The following is a 17,982-nucleotide window of genomic DNA, read 5'->3' on the forward strand; positions in this document are numbered from 1 at the left end:
GAAATGGAACAGGCTTCAAAGCAATCTAATGTGCTCAAATGGCTATTAGATAATGTAATTTATGTTGTAATGGTACTTCTTGTAGTCGGGATTGTCATTGCATCCCCAGACTTCTTATCAGTAACGAACTTAATTAACATCTTGAGCCAGGCATCTTCCCGTGTCATTATCGCACTGGGTGTAGCCGGCATCCTGATTACTGCCGGAACGGACTTGTCCGCGGGCCGTATGGTTGGTTTGGCAGCGGTTATCTCCGCTTCTATGCTGCAGGCGACTGATTATGCATACAAAATGTATCCGCATCTGCCTGACCTGCCATTGTTTGTGCCAATCCTGCTGGCAATGCTTGTAACTGCAGCTCTCAGCGCCCTGAACGGCGTAATCGTTTCTAAGTTCCATGTACCTCCATTCATCGCGACACTCGGTATGATGATCGGCGTATATGGTCTGAGCTCCATCTACTTTGACCGCCCGCCATACGGCGCGCAGCCAATCGGTGGCTTGAGCCAAAAGTTCACAAGCTTCGCGCAGCGCGGTTTTACAATTGGCCAATATGAAGTGCCTTACCTGATTTTCTATGCAATCATCGTATCTGTCATCATCTGGGTCATCTGGAATAAGACTGAAATTGGTAAGAATATGTACGCAATCGGCGGAAACCCGGAAGCGGCAAAGGTTTCCGGTGTTAACGTAACAAAGTACCTGATTATCATCTATACAATCGCTGGTCTGCTGTACGGCTTGACGGGTTCTCTGGAAGCAGGCCGTGTCGGCAGTGCGACAAACAACACAGGTAACATGTACGAGTTGGATGCGATCGCAGCCTGCGTAGTCGGCGGTGTGTCTCTGTCCGGCGGTATCGGTACAGTTCCTGGCATTGTAACCGGTGTACTCATCTTCCAAATCATCAACTACGGTTTGGCGTTCCTGGGAGTAAGCCCGTACATCCAGTTCATCGTAAAAGGTTTGATCATCATCTTGGCAGTTGCCTTCGATATGCGCAAGCACGCAAAGAAGAAGTAATGTAGTGCATACTAAGAAGCGGCTCCGGCCGCTTCTTTTCATTTTACAGTGGGGTGGGGAAAGCATGTATACAGGTGTAGATTATTATCCGGAGCATTGGCCGTTCGACATGATGGAGGAGGACATGGAGGGCATCAAGCTGCTCGGCTCCAACATGGTTCGCATTGGAGAATTCGCATGGCACAAAATGGAGAAGACCGAAGGGGCGTTTGACTTTTCCTTCTTTGATGATGTCATTGTAAAGCTGAAGCAGCATGGCCTGGATGTGATGTTCGGCACGCCGACGGCCACATTCCCGGCATGGCTGGCTGCCAAGCATCCTGACATTTTATCCAAGGATGAAAACGGTGTCACGCGTGTATTCGGCGGCCGCCGCCAGTATTGCTTCAACTCAAAAACATACCGCGCGTACAGCGCCCGGATTACAGAGAAGCTGGTGCAGCATTACCGCAATGAAGAGGCAATTGTCGCCTGGCAGATTGACAACGAGTTCGGCCACGAAGGCAGCGATATGTGCTATTGTGAGCAGTGCCACAGCGCATTCCAGACATTTTTACAGGAGAAATATAAGAACATTGACGTCTTGAATGAAGCGTACGGAACCATTTTCTGGGGCCAGACCTATAACGATTTCAGTGAAATTCCGGCTCCGACCAAAACAATTACCGTGCACAATCCATCCCTGCAGCTCGATTGGGCGCGCTTCCGTTCGCATTCCATCAACAGCTATGCGAATGAAATGGTGGACATCGTACGCAAGCACAAGGGGGAGCATCAGCTGGTGACGACAAACGTGTCCGGCGGCTTCTTCGGCAAATGGTTCGACCATGAGGAGAACGTCAAGGGCATGGACTTCGTGTCCTATGACAACTACCCGGTATGGGGCGGCTTAGTGGAGCCGATCACGCCGGCGGCCATCGCGATGGCGCATGACTTCAACCGCGGCTTGCTCGATAAGAACTTCTGGATTGTCGAAGAGCTGATGGGGGCACAAGGCCACAACGTCATCGGTTATCTGCCGCGTCCAGATCAGGCAAAGATGTGGTCATATCAGGCATTTGCCCACGGCTGTACGGATATGCTGTATTTCCGCTGGCGCGGGATGAACAAGGGCACGGAGCAGTTCTGCTACGGCATCGTCGACCACAGCAACCGCCGCGGCCGCAAGTACAAGGAAGTGCAGCGCACGTTTGCGGATATCCGTCCGTACGAGAACGTACTGCAGACAGCAATTCAGTCTGATATCGCAGTGCTGTATGACTATGACAACGTCTGGTCCTGGCGCTTCCAGCAGCAGAGTGCGGGCTTTGATTTCACAAACGAGCTGCTGCGCCTGTATACGCCATTTTTCAAGCTGAACACACACATGGACGTCATTCCGGCGCACCGCGACTTCTCGAAGTATAAGGTGCTGCTTGTACCGGCGCTGCAGATCATTGATGAGGAACTCGGCTGCAGATTCACAGAATTTGTCGAGCAGGGCGGAACCATTCTGTTCAGCTTCCGTACAGGATTGAAGGACAAGGACAACAACATTCATTTTAAAATGCTATCTCCGGGCTATGTGAAGGATCTTGTCGGCGCGGAAATTGAGGAAATTGAAGCGTTGGCACCGGGCCGCGGCACGACGGTGGCCGGGGGCGGCAAGCAGTTCGCCTGCGAGGTGTGGCGCGATATTTTGACGCCGACGACTGCCGAAGTGCTGTACAAGTACGAGGATCCGTTCTTCCCGCATGCAGCGGTGACGAAGAATCAGTACGGCAAGGGTACGGTGTACTACATCGGCGGCGGCATGGAGGAAGCGCTGGTGGCGGAGATTGCGCGCGAGGTGGTGCAAGCGCAGGGCATTTCCCATATTGAAAGTCCGGAGGGGCTGGAGGTATATCGCCGTGAGGACCATCTGTTCCTGCTGAACCATACGGATGGGGTGCAGGTGTTTAACGGCATGGAGCTGGCGCCTTACGAAAGCAAGATTGTAAAAGCCTAACAAGAAGGGTCTGACCCAAACGCTAATGCGTTTTGAGGTCAGGCCCTTTTTTCATGCCTCGTACTCTCAAAAGTTGAGAGTAACATGACATTGAATGTGAAAGTGTGCAAGTTCTATGATTCTTATGTACATGAGCAAGCAAAAAACGAAAGGGGGGAGAGGCTTGTCACTGTTGCAGGAGATCAGCAGCATCAGCGGTTTCATTTCGGAAAAGTATCCGGATGCGGCCGTGCATGAATTTCAGGAGCCGCCCGGTTTGGAAAGCAATCTGTTTGTCGTGCAGCTGAGGGAGGAGGTCAGGAGAAATGAAACTGCCTCCAGTATGCTGGTCGAACGGCAGTATATCATCACATTCTATGACAGCAATGTCGGCCAGGTCATGTCAACCATGGCGGAGCTGAGCCATTATCTGCTCAGCGAACCGATCCATATTCCGACTCTGGAAGCCGGAAGACTATTAAAAATAGACTCTTTCACTCTGCAATCGGCGGTTCAAGCAGATGGGGATTTGCTGGCTTGTACAGGAGTCTTTGCCACGCAGTTCCGGGAGCTGCGCCGGATGGAGCCGGCGGAGAAGGTCGGCCGTGTGCAGATTCAAACGCTGTAAATTTCAAAAGGGGAAAGGAAGGTGCCCGTATGGGTGGAAAATGGGATGCAACTTCATTGCCGGTGCGTCCGGGCCTTTACATCAACTTCGTAGAGGCGGCTGCCGCACAAATTAAAGGCGGTGCCAGGGGAACCGTTGCGCTGCCGCTGTTCCAATATGGCAAGGCTGCAGCCGGAGAGTTTTATACTGTTGAGAAGGAAAAGGAAGCATTCGACCTGTTCGGCAGTGAAGCCGGCCCGGTTATTCTCGTGCTGCAGGGCGGAGCCAAGGAGGTGCTTGTCTATACAGTGCCAGCGGCCGGAGAAGGAGCGGATGCTGTGAAAAAGCAGCATGCTGACCTGCTGGATGAATTTGAAGCCCGTCCGTTCAATGTATTCGTGTATCCGGATGAAATTGTCTCTACGCTGCAGGGAGAGGTGCAAAATAAGATTCTCTCCTGGTGCACGCGCAATCGTGATGAGGGCAAGCATTTTCTGACGGTGTTCGGCGGCTCGGCGGCAGATGACAAGAATCCGGCAGCCGGGAATACCCGTAGCACGAAGCTGGCTGATCATTATGCGGTGAACCTGATTACCGGGGTGAGCATGAACGGCAAGGAGTACAGCTCAGCCCAATTTGCCCCGTATATCGCCGGCCTGATTGCCGGTACAGGCATCAATAAATCCATTACCTACACGCAGGTGCGGGTGGATGATGTGACGAAGCGCCTGAAGAACAGTGAAATCAAGTCTGCGCTGGAGGCCGGATCCCTTGTGCTCGTGCATGATGGTGAAAAGGTAAAGGTGGAGCAGGGGCTGGTGACAGGCAAGAAGAAAATCCGGGCCATGCGCGCGCGGCAGGCAGTGGCGATGGATATCCCCAAAACAGCTTCAGAGTCCTACATAGGCAAGTTGGATAATAATGCGGACGGACAGGTGGCACTGATCTCTGCCATTAAGGCGTACCTGGAGCGGCTGGAGCTGAACAACGTCCTGACTGATATTGTGGTCGGCCTGGATCCGGGCCGGAAATCAGACGGAGACAGCGTATTCCTGATGATCTCCTTCACGGAAATTGACAGTATGGAACGCATTTTCTTGACTATTCAGGTGTAAGGAGGATATGGGATGCTGGATTCTACACGCGTAATCAATGGAACATTCGGCTATGTGTACCACAACGGGGAATGGCTGACAAACATTAAGTCGGCGGAAGCGACAGTGGAAATTGCGAAGGAAGAAATTAAGCGCGCCGGCACACGCTGGACGGCTCATAAAGTAACAGGGCTGACAGGCTCGGGGACAATCAGCGGCTACAAGGTGACAACGGAGTTTGTGGAGACGATCGGGAAAATTGCGGACGACACAGCAGGCACATTCATTACCGAGCTCATTCTGAAGCTGGAAGACCCGGAATCCTTTGGCGCGTACCGCGTGCGTTTAAAGGGTGTCACTTTTGATAAGATTCCGCTCATTAACTTTGAGGTGGGCTCCCTTGTGGAAGAGGAGCTGCCGTTCAATTTTACAGGCTATGAACTGATTGACACAATCAGCGCAGGCTGACGCATGAAAGCAGGCGGGCTTTCCCGCCTGCTGACTACAAAAAGGAGGTCATGAACATGACATTACAGGTACAGGATGACGTATTGCGGGCATTATTGGGCGCGGACAGCAAACCGGAACGAGATGTGCCCATGAAGCGATTGGGTGTGAGCTTCCGCATCCGGGCTTTGGACGGCAAAACCATTAATAAAATCCAGGAGCAATGCTCCCACTATATCGGCAAAGGCCAAAAGCGCGAAAAGGTGCTCGATGAGGAGCAATTCGGCGCACTGGTCATCCAAAAGGCCTGTGTGGTTCCGGATTGGTCCGCGCGTGAGCTGATTGAGAAATACGGCACACCGACAGAAGCGATCCTCGGCATCCTGCTGGCGGGCGAGATTGCCAGACTGTCCACGGAAATCATGGACATCAGCGGCTTCAACAGCGATGAGGACGACGTAAAAAACTAATCAAATCGGGCGGGGAGGCATTCCTGATCCACGTCATTTTTCAGCGGCACCACATTCCGCCCGATGAAATCTACAACAAGCCGGAGGGCGTCAAGCGGTTCATGTATGAGTCGATGCTCCTTCAGCTTGAAGAGGAAGAAAAAGAGCGCAAGGCGCAGGAACGGAAGTACTCCTCCAAACGGTAGGGAAAGCAGGAGGTGAAGAGTGTGAGTACAGGAAACGCAGCCAGTGCGGCAAGCACCCTGTCCAAGGCGACAGAGGGATGGCGCAAAGCAACACAGATGCTCGGCTCCTATAAGGCAGCCATCAAGGTGGCGGCGGAAGCTTCAGAGGAATTGTCCATGATGACAGGCATGACAGGAGCCAAGCTCAACGAACTGACCGAATCCTTTCGGGCAGTAGCAGCCAAGGTGCCCAACAATCTGGCAGAGGTGCGGGATGTGATCGGCAAACTCAGCAACGACACAAAGCTTGCCGGCGTGCAACTGGAATCTTTTGGGCAATCTGTTTTGACCGGCTCACGTTTGGCCGGTGTGGACGGTGCCGGCATGCTGAATACAGCCAGCAGCACCATGAAGGATTGGGGGCTGTCGGCCGTGCAGGGCATTGGCCTGATGGATACTTTATTTGTGGCGCACAAAAGGTCCGGCATGAGCGTTATGGATTTGAACAGTAGACTGAAGGAGCAGGGAGTCGCCTTTCGGGCACTCGGACTGGATTTGAATCAGACGCTGGCACTCTTTATGGGGCGGAACAACTTTGCAGGTGACTCCATCAAGGCTGTTGACACCATGCAGGCTGCCTTTCAGCATTTGGCAGATACGAAAGTGGAGCATCCAGGCAAGGCCTTGCAGGAGCTGGTGGAGAAAATAAAATCAGCCCAGTCGGAGTCAGTCAAGCTGGGGATTGCCTCCCGTTATTTAGGTGAAGAGCTTGGCAAAAAGCTGGTGGATGTCATGGAGACAGGGGCTGCTGCTGTAAACCAGAATCTGCTTGCGGAGCTTCAGTCTTCCTCCGGTGCCATGGAGCAGCATGAGAAGAAAACACAGTCCTTCCTCCAGAAAATGAAAGGTGCCTTCAGCGCCAATGCCTTTCGTCTAAGTGTCAATGCCGCCGCCATGGCTTGGCCAGTCTTTTTGGATTATGGCAAGAAGGCCGGAGAAGCCATTTTGACGGCCGGCGATAAAGCTAATGCTGCTTTTAAAACAATAAAAGTGGCGACTGGGGCGAACCGGGCTGAGATGGACGTTTTAATGAAGAGCTACAGCACTCTCGGCACGAAGGTGCCCGATGATTTGAGCAAGGTGGCCGAGGTTGTGGCGGACATTAAAAGCAAGATGAACGGGGATGACGGACAAATCCAGTCCTTCGGAAAAGCGGTGCTGGATGTGTCGCGTCTGATTGGCGGAGACAGTTCAAAGCTCATGGGAAGTGCAATCGATATTTTAAAAACATGGGGCGGCACAGCTTCTGATGGAGCCGGTCTCATGGATAAACTGCTGATTGCCAGCCAAAGATCGACAGTCGGCTTTGCCGACTTAGGGGCGCAGATCAATGAACAAGGTGCTGTGCTGCGGGGCATGGGCTTCAATTTCGACGAGTCTTTGAGCATGCTGGCGCAATGGGGAAAGGAAGGCAAAAGCGCCAAGGACACCGTTGACATGATGAACAAGGCATTCACAGCACTGAGCAAGCAGGAGGGTGTTACAGACCCGGTGCAATCCTTCAAGGATATGATTACGCTGATTCAGAACGCCAAGACAGAACAGGGGGCGTTGAACCTGGCGATGGCCGGCTTTGGCGAAGCGGGCAAAGGCATGGCGGAGGCAATCCGCAGCAGCACGTTTGTGCCGGATCCCAATATCCTGGGAGCCATCCAAACGTCGACGGGGGCGGTGGTCCAGCAAACACAAGAAACCATGACTTTAGGGGAACGCTGGGGTATCGTCGGTAATCAAATTCTTATCGCCCTGGCGCCGTTGGGGCAGGCTCTGCTGTATCTGGCGGAAACGGTGGTGCCGTTTGTCGGCGGAGCAGTCGGCTTCTTGGCCCGCAATGCGGACATTCTGGCTCCGGCACTTGCAGGAGTGGCAGCTGTGATTCTCTGGGCGCTTGCACCGTCTCTGTGGGCACTTGTGCCGTCACTGCTGGCATCGGCCGCGGGTGCCTGGGCGATTGTGGCACCGTTTCTGCCGATTATTGGGCTTGCTTTGTTGGTCGGTGCGGCAATCGGCGGTCTGGCTTATTTGTTCCGGGAGCACTTCGGCAAGATCCGCAACACCGTCATGGGTGTGGTGAGCGCGGTTCAGGAATTCTTCGGGCTTGTTGATTCCAAGAAGGACCTTAGCCTGAACACGTCACTCAACCATGACACTGCCATGCCGGCAGGATTTCCAAAGGAGCTGATGGCTGCGCCTTCATCTGTGCTGCCCCCGCTTCCGAATCCAACGGCGGCACAGCCGCTGTTTTCTGCCCCCGCCATGCAAATGCCTGGTCCGCTGGTAAAGCCTGCCGATGTTAAGCCGGATCCTGTACTGCCTTCAGGGGTGGCGGCGAAGCTGGGCAGCGCGGCATCCCCAAGTGCGGCAGTGCTGAACGCCATCCCGGCGGGAGCCGGTTCCCAGACAGGCGCCTATGCCAATCAAGTGTATCAAGGAGCGGCTGCAGCCAGCGCCGGAAAGAAGCCTGCTGCCGGCACCGGGGACATTCAAATTACTGTGACCGGAAATGAGTTTCATGTCCGCAAGGAGTCTGACATCGATGAAATTGCCCGGGCGCTTGCCAAGCAAATTCGCGCAGCAGGGGGGCTGATGGCATAATGGGGACCATGCAATTTTGGCTGCATTTTGATAACAAAAAGGAAAGCCTGCAGCTGCCGGTCAATCCGGAGCAAATCTCCGTGTCCGGCTCCCACAGCTACGAGGACGTTCATGTGACACAGCTGGGGGAATATACCGTCATCGGCAACCGCACGCTGAAAAGCTATTCCTTCTCTTCCTTTTTTCCGCGGGATTATCACCCGGGCTACTGCGAGTATGATGAAATTCCGCGGCCGTGGGAAACGGTGGCGCTGATTGAGCGCTGGATGCACTCCGGCAAAACGATGCGGCTCACCGTCACCGGAACGCCAATCAATGATGAGGTCACGCTGCGCTCCTTCAACTACCGGGAGCAGGCCGGCAGCCCCGGTGATGTGTATTTCGATATGGAGTTCAAGCAGTATGTGCATGTGGAGTTCCGGAAAATCAATGAGGAGAGCAAAGAGAGTGCCGCAGGCGGGCAGCAGGGCACCACTGTATCCAATGTGAAGAAGCGGCCGAACCCGAAGGAGAAGCTGTCCTCCTATGAGGTGCAAAACGGGGATACGCTTTGGAAAATTTCGCAAAAGACACTGGGCCGGGGAGACCGGTGGCAAGAGATTTATCAGGCAAATCTCTTACTAATTGGCAAAAATCCGCTGCGCCTCCGCCCCGGCTGGAAGCTGGTGATTCCGTAATGGAGCTGCAGATTGTTTACAACGACGGTCAAAAGGAAACGCAGATTGAACAAATTGTAAAATCCATCAAATGGTCCGGCGATATTAAGCAGGCGGCACGGCGGCTGGATTTGGAAATGACAAACACGGCAGACGGTCGCACCCGGCTCTTTGAGATTCAGAAGGGGCATGAAGTCCGTCTCCTGAAGGACGGCAAAGAGCTGTTCCGCGGCATCATTTTCACAGATTCCATCAATGCCGCCGGACAAATGTCCGTCACCGCCTACGATGAAAATATCTATCTCACCAAAAACAAGGATACGAAAATATTCCGGGATGTGACAGCCGGGGCGATTGTGAAGCGGCTCTGTAATGAGTTTGGCATTCCAGCCGGCCAAGTTGCCGATACCGGATATGTAATTAAAAAGCATATTTTCCGGGACAAAACACTGTTTGACATGATGGTGACGGCGCTGACGACAACGGAAAAGCAGACAGGGCGGCGCTTTTTCATCACGTCCAGAGAAGGCAAACTGCAGCTGTTCGAGCGCAAGGAGCAGAAGGTGAAGTGGATGCTGGAAAACGGCGCCAATATTATGGATGCTTCCTACTCGCAATCTATTGAAGAGTTGCGCAGCCAGATTAAGGTGATCGGCAGTGATGAGAAGAAGAAGGGTGCCACAGCCATGGCCAAGGATGATGAACTGGTCAAGCGCTTTGGAACGATGCAGCATTTGGAAAAGGTGGATGGCGACATGACGAAATCCCAAATGGAGCAACGGGCTAAGCAGCTGTTGAAGGATTTGGGCACCATCCATGATGAGGCGAGACTGGAGGCGATCGGAATCGATGGCGTCACGGCAGGCATGGCAGTATACGTGAAGGAATCCCTAACCGGCATCATTGGGGGCTACTACATTTCCACTGACGAACACACCTTTGAAAACGGGAAGCACACAATGTCATTGTCGCTCTCAGCGACGGATGACCTGCCGGAGCTGGCATATGAGGAGCAAGGGAAAGGCGGCAGTAAGCGATGACGGAACGCATGGAAGGATCCGGGGCAAGCCAGCTTGTCCAGCTCATCCGTATTTTGGCGTATAACACGGAGGTGAGCTTTGAACTGGCCACTGTGCTGGCTGATCCGCCCGATCTGAAAATTCAGATTGATCATATGGCGGTTCCGCTGGAGAAGGATGATCTTGTCGTGGCGGAGTCGCTGACCAAGCACCAAAAGAAAATGAAGCTGACAAGCAAGAAGACAACAGTCAAAAAGGACAGTCCCGCTCCTATTGGCAAAACGGATGAATACCCTGGCGACAATCAAATGCCGCCCCATCCCCACGGAATGACATCGGCAAGCTTTCGGGATGCGAGCTTCACCATCGAAGAAGGAATGATAGAGTACCAGCATGAGCTGAAGCAGAATGACCGTGTGCTGGTGGCCTGTAATCAGAATCAAAGCTATTTTGTGTTGGCCAGACTGGTTGCCTATTAGGAGTTTATGAGAAAAGGGGGAATAGCATGAATGAGCGAGTAGAAGGGTCCGGGGCTAGCCAGCTTGTCCAGCTGATCCGCCAGTTGGGATACAACACGGATGTCACAGTTGAATGGGCAACTGTAGTGGCCGCTCCCCCCGATCTCAAAATCCAGATTGATCATATGCCGGCGGTGCTGGAGAAAGACGATGTACTTGTGGTGGAGCAGCTGACAAAGCATAAGAAGAAAATTAAGCTGAGCGGGGGGAAGGCCACTTTGTCCGGCGGCACAATCGGCGGAAGCACGGATGCAATTCCCGGCCACTCCCATAAAGTGACGGATTTGTCTTTGTCGGATGCCAGCTTGGAAATTGCCGAGGCAGAGATCGAGTATGACCATGAGCTGAAGAAGGATGACCGCGTCATTGTGCTGGGCATTCATCACGGACAGACTTACATCATTTTAGACAGGGTGGTGATGAAGTAATGGCACTCTCTCCATTCAAGCGGACAGAGGAGCGGATTACGGCGGTGCAGCCGAAGACGGCACCGTATCGTACATACAAGCTGAATTTTGATACGGGGGAACTGGAGGAAGGAAGGATTGACGGCCAGGAGGCGCTGATTCAATTTGCGCAAAAAGCCCTTGTGACGCCGCGATTCCGCCATCTGATCTATGATGATCAATACGGCTGTGAGCTGGAGGACCTGCTTGGGCAGGATATTCCATATGCGCTGCTGGAAAGCGAAATCTCCCGCTTGATCCGGGAAGCGCTTATCTATGACGATCGTGTTGTAAACGTAAAAGACTTTGTGATCAGGCGGGAGGGCAATCAAGTATTTGCGGCCTTCACCGTGGTGACGCAGGAAGGCGCATTGGTGCAGGAGGTGATGCTGTAGCATGTTCGAGCAGCAGACAAAGGAGTCCATTTTAAAGAGGATGCTGGACGCATCCCCGGAGGAGCTTGACAAGCGTCAAGGGTCGGTGACGTTTGATTTGCTGTCGCCGGCAGCCATTGAGCTGGCACATGCTTATATCCAACTGGAGCAGGTGCTGACCTTCGGGTTCGCGGGTCCGGCCCAGCCCGGTGAATTTTTGGATAAACGCTGCCGGGAAATCGGGTTGTCGCGCCGTCCGGGCGTGAAAGCAAGCGGAAAGGTGACATTCACAGGAAAGAAGGACACCACCATTCCGGCAGGTGTTGAAGTATCCACCGAGGGGGAGAATCCTGTTTACTTTGTGACAAAGGAGCAGGGCATCATTACGGCTGACACAGTAACTGTGGCGGCAGAAGCGAAAGCAGAGGGGCGGAGCGGCAATGTCGCCGCCGGCATGATTAAGCTGACAACCGGAAACATTACCGGAATCATCAGCGTGACCAATCAAACTGTGTTCATTAACGGAGCGGACATTGAATCGGATGAGTCCCTGCTGCAGCGGTACTACGACCGGCTGCAGCGGCCGTCGACGAGCGGCAATGTCTGGCACTACCGGCAATGGGCGCTGGAGGTGGCGGGAATCGGCGATGTCAAGGTGACGCCGGTCTGGAATGGCAATGGTACAGTGAAGGTAACACTTCTTTCTGATGATAAGCGGGCGCCCATTCCATCGCTGGTGGATGCGGTGCGGACCAACATTGAGAAGTACCGGCCGGTCGGCGCCCAGGTTACTGTTGTACCCGCGGTGGAGTTTCCTGTTCATGTATCCGCCAAGCTCAAGGTGAACAAAGCTGGTACTGCGGCAGAGGTGACAGCCGCTTTTACAAAGGGGCTGACGCAATACCTGGCTGAGCTTGCCTTTAAGGAGCCGATTGTCCGCCACACCCGCATTGGCGCCATTTTATTAAATGTCCCGTATATGATTGATTTCAGCGAGCTGAAGATCAACGGCGGCACGGCCAATCTGGAGGTTCCGGAAGGCCAAGCGGCCGTGGCGGGGACGGTGAGCTTCCTTGAGTCTTGATATTGAAAAAGATATGCAGGACTACCTGCCGCGCTATTATGTGCAGTCCAAAATGGTCGGCAACCTGCTGAAGCAGGAAGCAGCGGAGATTTCCCTGCTGCATACGAGCTTGGAAAGCATGCTGGCACAGTTTTTTGTGGAAACGGCGACATGGGGCTTAAGCAAGTGGGAGGCTGTATGCGGCATTCCGGCGGACCCCTTGAAGCCAATTGATCAGCGCCGCTCTGTGGTGCTTTCAAAGCTGCGGGGCACGGGCACAGTGACGGCGGCACATATCAAAAACGTGACCGAGTCCTTTGAGAACGGGACGGTTGAGGTGCTGGAGCAATTCTCCAATTATGAGGTGATCATCACTTTTGTCGGCAAGCGCGGGGTTCCGCCGAATTTGCGGGACGTGGAGCGGGCTGTGCGCGAAATCGTGCCGGCGCATCTGCAGGTGACGTTCAAGTTTACGTATCTGCGCTGGGATGAATTGGATGCTGCCAAGTTGACTTGGAACCAGCTCGAGGCCATGAACAAAACATGGGAAGAGCTTGAGAAATGGAAGCCGTAGAAAGGAGGAGAGGGCATGGCGAATTTGCCAAGCGGTTTAAAAACGTTTGAGGCAAATGATAATGTGCTGCGCAAAGCGCAAAACGACAATATTGAAGCAACAGACCGGCTGTTCAATCCGGCAACCGGACACAAGCATACAGGGCTGCCGGGGGATGCGCCGAAGATTGGCAGCTCAGGGCTGGACGATCTCACAGGCACACTGACGATGAAGGGCGGCGGACAGCTTCAGATGCATAACCCGAACAATAACGGGGCTTATATGCGGGTTGCATGGGGTCTCGACCGGCCCAAAATTATGCTGGGCGGAACCGGGATTGGCTCTCAGGAGGCATTTCAAATTCAAAATATGGATGGCACAAGCCGGTTTGAAGTGGATAAGGATGGGAACGGAAAGTTAGGCGCCAATGAGATTTGGCATAAGGGCAATCTGAAGGCGCAGCGGATTGACGCCTTTCGGCTCATATCGGCTGGATTGGGAGCCATCCCGCCGGTTGCGCAGGCCGGGGTGCACCAAAATGGAACGTATGTATCCGGTACGACGATTTCCTATGGCCTTACTGTCATTGATAGAGCCACGCACAAAATTCTTTCCAACAAATCCTATGACGTGTATAACAGTGCGGAGCAGGCGACAGCTTTGGCAAATGCCTTAAATGTCCTTGGCAGCGATAAGATTGTAATCATTACCACCTATGATGAGCCGATGAGAAACAGACTGGCCGGGGACCTGCCAAAGGCAATCAAACGCTGCGGCGGCAGCCGGGCTATGTTTGAGAGCGATGCTTTCCTGTACCGCTGTGCTTATGTGCTTGTCGGGATTCCCGGGATTGGTGAGGGCAATGGCATGGAACGCATTTCGCCCACAGGCAACCAAACCGATTCCTGGCTGGATGTAAGCTTCACGCTGATTGACGGAAATCCAATGATTGGCGGAAGCGGAGTTTCCCCAGTAGTGAATGGAGGAATTAACTTCCGTTCAACAAACGGGTTTCTGGAATACAATGACGGATCGGGGTGGAAAGGCGTGGGGATTAAGAGTGTACAGAGGGGGCAAGTCTGGCTGTATGACAGCAATGTGGCATATTTCTATATTGCGCCGGTCAACATGGCAAAGTCCTTTATTAACATTTCAAGCACCGGCTACCACTATGAATGGAGGACGGACCGCTATTTGGCACAAGCAGCGACTGCCAGAGGCGTTATTTTTTCATCTAATCAAATTTCAGTGGTGGCAGTGGGAATCTTCCCTTATACATACTGCCTGGTGTCTTACGAGGTGATTGAGTATGCCTAATTTCTATGCGAATATTAACCCGGCAACCGGTAAAGTGATAGGCGTGAGTGAGTTGAGCGCTGAAGTCGTTTCTGAGACGCTTGTTCCCATTACACAGGAGCAGTATGGAAATCCGAACATCTTTTATACAACCTATATAAACGGCTCTTTCACCGGATATTTTCCGCAGGTGAAGGCTGATAAGGAAAGTATTATGGCCAACGGTACTGATACAGCGACCATTACTGCCTCCATTTATGATTGGCAAGGGGTTTTACAGACGAGTTACAAGGAGGAGGTTCTGTTTGAGGTGAACGGAATGCAGCTGTCGGTCCCGCCTGTAAAGGGCGCAGCCACCATGACCTTCAGCAGCGAGGAGTCCGGGGAGTATTACATCCGGACTAGGAATCTTGCACAAAATCGGAGTGTAAAGGTGGTGGCAGCAAGTGCCGGCTGATAAGAAGAACCACATTCATATCCCCGCCAATCCGGACCGCCTGAAAGCAAAGGAACTGAAGGATAAGCAAAAAAAGCGCCGGGACAATGTGAAGACAGACAAGGTAACGCTTGAGCTGCTGTACGATGTCATGCTGGACATCATGGATAAACAGGAGCTGCTGGAGAAAAAGCTGGACCAACTTGCTGGAAAAGTAGAATGAGGGGGTAATAGAGATGGTCAAGAAGATTTTTTGGGATAAGGGACACGGTGGAGCGGACCCTGGTGCGTGCGGCAACGGGCTGCGGGAGTCAGATCTGACGCATGCGATTGTGGAATACGCCATGGGTTACATGAATGCGAACTACAGTGGCTTTGAGCAGCGCACGAGCCGGGCCGGCGATCAGACTGTGCCGCTTGGACAGCGGGATGATCTCGCTGACAACTGGGGGGCGGACATTTTCATTTCTGTACACATCAATGCGGGGGGCGGCACCGGCTTTGAGAGCTATGTGTACAATGGCGGCGTGGACGCCCAAACCTTGGCGCTGCAGAAGGTGCTGAATGACGAGATTCTGGCAGCAATGCGCCAGTTTGGCAACATTCAGGCACACGGCGGTGCTGCGGCGCGGCAGGACAATTTCTCTGTCCTGCGCGAAACCAATATGCCGGCGGTGCTGACAGAGAATCTGTTCATAGATTCCAATGACGCACAGTATTTGAAAAACACGGCGTTCCTTCAGGCGGTCGGCGAGGCGCACGCGAGAGCAGCGGCGAAGCATCTCGGGCTGCCGGCGCAGAGTCCAAAGCAATTCTTCTTTTATACAGGCGGCTATTCCGGGGAAGGGCTGGCGAAGATCCACAGCTATTTGATGGGCAAAGGGCTTGGCTTCACACCAAGCCGCGGCAGGGAAGGACATTTATTCTTTACCGTGGGTCCGTTTCAGGAGACAGCCGCATCGGCTGACGTGGAGGGATTTTTGAAGGAGAACGGCTACTGGTACAGTAAGCAGCAGGGCTGAACCATGGATACCAGGCAGGGGTGCTGTGAGGCGCCCCTGCCGCCGTATTAAGAATCATAGAGTATATGAATGAGTTCCTGGCTCAGCTTATCAAAGCTTTTCTTTAAATAACGATAATAGGTGCTGGCGGACAAATTGAATTGGGATGCCACCTTTTCATGGCTGCCGGTCTTTTGTATGTAAAACATCTTCAGCATATGCGACAAAATCCGGTCCTCCTCCGACCGTTTTTCCAGGCTGGACAGGGCCTGAAGCAGACAGAACTTAAAGTCGCCGGGGCGGAGTGTCTGCCGCAGTGCAGGAAACGTTGCAAACAAGGAATCGATCGTCTCCTCTCCCTCTTTCTGGTGATAGTGGGTCAGAATGTGCTTCAATGCTTTCGGCAAAGCCTGCCGAAGCTCTTCGCAGTCCTCTGTCTGCTGTTCATATGGATTTTGCAGTGCAGCTGATAAGTCCCGGTTGCGCAAATCCAGCTGCAGCAGCTGAAATGGAACCTCCTCTGCATAATCCTCTTGATAGAACGGCAGCTCCTGGAATCCCAGCGTTTTCAGCATGCGTATAAAGTCCGGAAACGGGGACAGGGCGGTAACCAGCTTATCCTCCGTCATCTGCGAGAACAAGTAACGAAATAAATAGGAGGTCGCATCCGGATCGTATTCGGGCATGGAGGAAATCAGCCAGATTAAGTACTCCTTATCCTGTAAGCCGGAGTGCTCCACGTAGGGACGATACACAGGATTGCGCGAAAACAGCTGTCTCATCCGCTCGTGCAGCGGAAGAAAGGAGACAAAGCCTGCGAGTTGATTTCCGTGCCAAATGCCCGTAAAGGCGGAAGGTTCTGCCTGCCAGACCTCCCGGATATATTGCACCTGCTGCCATTTATCGTCAGCAAACGGGCGCAGTGTGAGGATATAGCGCGAAAACATGGACTCCACAGCAGGCAAATCCTGCGCCTCAATCTGCCGGCAGGAAAACTTGATGCCGCCGCCGGCAAAGCTCAGCGATTTCGGCACACCGTCCTGTATAAAATGCAGCAGATTGTATATGTAGTCCAGCCGCTTCTCCACAGGGGCCGTCTTCAGCCGTTCGCGCAGAACCTGAATCCCTTTTTTGGCGGCAGCCGCAAAATCGTCCGGATTGAACAGCTGGTATTCCCGGCTCATCCAGTCCCGCAGCATATCGTTGATGCGCCAATATCCATTTTCGCTGCGCTCGATCACGTGGAGCTGGCAGAAGTGGTAGAATTCTGCCGGTGTCAGCTTCTGATGGCACACCTCATTCAGCAGATGATAATCAAACCACCAAAACAGCGAAGCTGCCCGCAGCTGGTCGCGGAATTCTGCGGAAGAATCGCTGCAAGCGAGCAGCCGTTTGCTTAACAGCTGGGTCAGATGCCGGAAGGGGAAGCCTTCATCGAGCGGCACATGCCGGTTTTCCAGCACATACTTGCACAGAATCAGCAGGACGGCAGGAATTCCCTTGCAATCATTCCCAATGGCGTGCTGGAGCAGATTGTCATGGATGCCCCGCAGCCTGAGATAATCCTGCACCTCTTTTTTGCTCAGGGATCCCAGCGGCAGCTCGTAAATCATGTCAGTCCAGCCGGGCGTGCGGTGCCAGACCTCGCAAAGCCGGTAGCGAGCGGCGGAGATGAAGCGGACCCGGATGGAGAGCTGGGGAATCCAGTGTTCCCGCAGCCACATATGGATGGGGGCCCATTGATCGAGCGTGTCAAGCAGCAGCACCACACCGTCCCGCTCTGCGGCCAATGTATTCAGGGCGCCGGCCAGGGATTCTCCGTCCATCGGCACCTGCCCGATTTCCCCTTTGAGCGCGGCATGCAGGTCGCGCAGGAACTCCTCCGGTTCCCTGTAGCCTGCCAGCCCGCTGAAATAATAGATCCTCCGGCCGGGATGCATGTTGCGGAACTTCTTCAAGAGGGTGGTTTTGCCGATGCCCGGCGGCCCGCAAACATGGAGAAATTGCCAATCATGCTGTGAAAAGGTCAGGTTTGTCAGCATGCCGAGTTCATGCTCCCGGCCGACAAACCATTGATCCTCCACCTGGGAAAGAAGCTGGCCGATTCTCATTTGGTAATCCATTCCTTCCTACTTTTTTGTTTATTTTAATAGTTTCTTTTTCTGTTTTTTAAAATCCTTCCTTTCCGGTGCCC

General features: G+C 53.4%; 19 protein-coding genes. 18 read left to right on the plus strand and 1 reads right to left on the minus strand.

Translation table 11 applies throughout. The features are described 5' to 3' along the window. Window positions 1-3: 3 nt before the first annotated feature. The 18 genes from mglC to NK662_RS16145 all read left to right on the plus strand — a co-directional run bounded on the left by mglC (window position 4) and on the right by NK662_RS16145 (window position 15,809). Window positions 4-1,023, plus strand: a complete 1,020-nt coding sequence (gene mglC, locus NK662_RS16060; protein ID WP_254759958.1) for a galactose/methyl galactoside ABC transporter permease MglC — start codon at window positions 4-6, stop codon at window positions 1,021-1,023. Window positions 1,024-1,087: 64 nt separating this feature from the next. Then, window positions 1,088-3,010 carry a beta-galactosidase gene (locus tag NK662_RS16065; protein ID WP_254759959.1) on the plus strand — a complete coding sequence of 641 codons (1,923 nt, stop codon included), beginning with the start codon at window positions 1,088-1,090 and terminating at the stop codon, window positions 3,008-3,010. A gap of 163 nt (window positions 3,011-3,173) precedes the next feature. Continuing rightward, window positions 3,174-3,617, plus strand: coding sequence for a hypothetical protein (locus NK662_RS16070; RefSeq protein WP_254759960.1), 444 nt, complete (start codon window positions 3,174-3,176; stop codon window positions 3,615-3,617). A gap of 29 nt (window positions 3,618-3,646) precedes the next feature. Beyond that, window positions 3,647-4,711: a phage tail sheath subtilisin-like domain-containing protein gene (locus NK662_RS16075; RefSeq protein WP_254759961.1), complete on the plus strand. Its 1,065-nt coding sequence runs from the start codon at window positions 3,647-3,649 to the stop codon at window positions 4,709-4,711. 12 nt (window positions 4,712-4,723) lie between these two features. Beyond that, a complete protein-coding gene (locus NK662_RS16080) occupies window positions 4,724-5,158 on the plus strand; it encodes a phage tail tube protein (RefSeq protein WP_254759962.1) in 435 nt (144 codons plus the stop codon). Window positions 5,159-5,214: 56 nt separating this feature from the next. Beyond that, window positions 5,215-5,607, plus strand: a complete 393-nt coding sequence (locus NK662_RS16085; RefSeq protein WP_254759963.1) for a phage tail assembly chaperone — start codon at window positions 5,215-5,217, stop codon at window positions 5,605-5,607. A gap of 206 nt (window positions 5,608-5,813) precedes the next feature. Further along, on the plus strand, window positions 5,814-8,426 hold the full coding sequence (locus NK662_RS23770) for a phage tail tape measure protein (protein ID WP_254759964.1): 2,613 nt from the start codon (window positions 5,814-5,816) through the stop codon (window positions 8,424-8,426). Further along, window positions 8,426-9,103 carry a LysM peptidoglycan-binding domain-containing protein gene (locus tag NK662_RS16095; protein WP_254759965.1) on the plus strand — a complete coding sequence of 226 codons (678 nt, stop codon included), beginning with the start codon at window positions 8,426-8,428 and terminating at the stop codon, window positions 9,101-9,103. Before NK662_RS23770 ends, NK662_RS16095 begins: the two co-directional genes overlap by 1 nt. Next, window positions 9,103-10,122, plus strand: coding sequence for an XkdQ/YqbQ family protein (locus NK662_RS16100; RefSeq protein WP_254759966.1), 1,020 nt, complete (start codon window positions 9,103-9,105; stop codon window positions 10,120-10,122). Before NK662_RS16095 ends, NK662_RS16100 begins: the two co-directional genes overlap by 1 nt. Next, the gene (locus NK662_RS16105) at window positions 10,119-10,580 is read left to right on the plus strand and encodes a DUF2577 family protein (protein WP_254759967.1); all 462 of its coding nucleotides are present in this window, start codon (window positions 10,119-10,121) and stop codon (window positions 10,578-10,580) included. Before NK662_RS16100 ends, NK662_RS16105 begins: the two co-directional genes overlap by 4 nt. A 26-nt stretch (window positions 10,581-10,606) precedes the next feature. Further along, window positions 10,607-11,047 (plus strand): DUF2577 family protein, encoded by a 441-nt coding sequence (locus NK662_RS16110; protein WP_254759968.1) that lies wholly within the window; start codon window positions 10,607-10,609, stop codon window positions 11,045-11,047. Then, window positions 11,047-11,460: a DUF2634 domain-containing protein gene (locus NK662_RS16115; protein WP_254759969.1), complete on the plus strand. Its 414-nt coding sequence runs from the start codon at window positions 11,047-11,049 to the stop codon at window positions 11,458-11,460. Before NK662_RS16110 ends, NK662_RS16115 begins: the two co-directional genes overlap by 1 nt. A 1-nt stretch (window position 11,461) precedes the next feature. After that, entirely contained in the window at window positions 11,462-12,523 is a 1,062-nt protein-coding gene (locus NK662_RS16120) for a baseplate J/gp47 family protein (RefSeq protein ID WP_254759970.1), read from the plus strand. Beyond that, the gene (locus tag NK662_RS16125) at window positions 12,513-13,076 is read left to right on the plus strand and encodes a YmfQ family protein (RefSeq protein ID WP_254759971.1); all 564 of its coding nucleotides are present in this window, start codon (window positions 12,513-12,515) and stop codon (window positions 13,074-13,076) included. The genes NK662_RS16120 and NK662_RS16125 overlap by 11 nt, the downstream gene beginning before the upstream one ends. 15 nt (window positions 13,077-13,091) lie before the next feature. Next, the gene (locus NK662_RS16130; RefSeq protein ID WP_254759972.1) at window positions 13,092-14,372 is read left to right on the plus strand and encodes an interleukin-like EMT inducer domain-containing protein; all 1,281 of its coding nucleotides are present in this window, start codon (window positions 13,092-13,094) and stop codon (window positions 14,370-14,372) included. Further along, window positions 14,365-14,808, plus strand: coding sequence for a hypothetical protein (locus tag NK662_RS16135; protein WP_254759973.1), 444 nt, complete (start codon window positions 14,365-14,367; stop codon window positions 14,806-14,808). The genes NK662_RS16130 and NK662_RS16135 overlap by 8 nt, the downstream gene beginning before the upstream one ends. Further along, complete coding sequence (locus tag NK662_RS16140) at window positions 14,798-15,010, plus strand: hypothetical protein (protein WP_254759974.1); 213 nt, start codon at window positions 14,798-14,800, stop codon at window positions 15,008-15,010. Before NK662_RS16135 ends, NK662_RS16140 begins: the two co-directional genes overlap by 11 nt. A gap of 13 nt (window positions 15,011-15,023) precedes the next feature. Continuing rightward, window positions 15,024-15,809, plus strand: coding sequence for an N-acetylmuramoyl-L-alanine amidase family protein (locus NK662_RS16145; RefSeq protein WP_254759975.1), 786 nt, complete (start codon window positions 15,024-15,026; stop codon window positions 15,807-15,809). A 47-nt stretch (window positions 15,810-15,856) separates the two neighbouring features. On the opposite strand, the gene NK662_RS16150 is transcribed toward NK662_RS16145, so the two are convergent. Continuing rightward, on the minus strand, window positions 15,857-17,911 hold the full coding sequence (locus NK662_RS16150) for an ATP-binding protein (protein ID WP_254759976.1): 2,055 nt from the start codon (window positions 17,909-17,911) through the stop codon (window positions 15,857-15,859). Window positions 17,912-17,982: the final 71 nt, after the last annotated feature.

This window comes from Ectobacillus ponti, from assembly GCF_024294785.1.
Taxonomy (GTDB): domain Bacteria; phylum Bacillota; class Bacilli; order Bacillales; family Bacillaceae_G; genus Ectobacillus; species Ectobacillus ponti.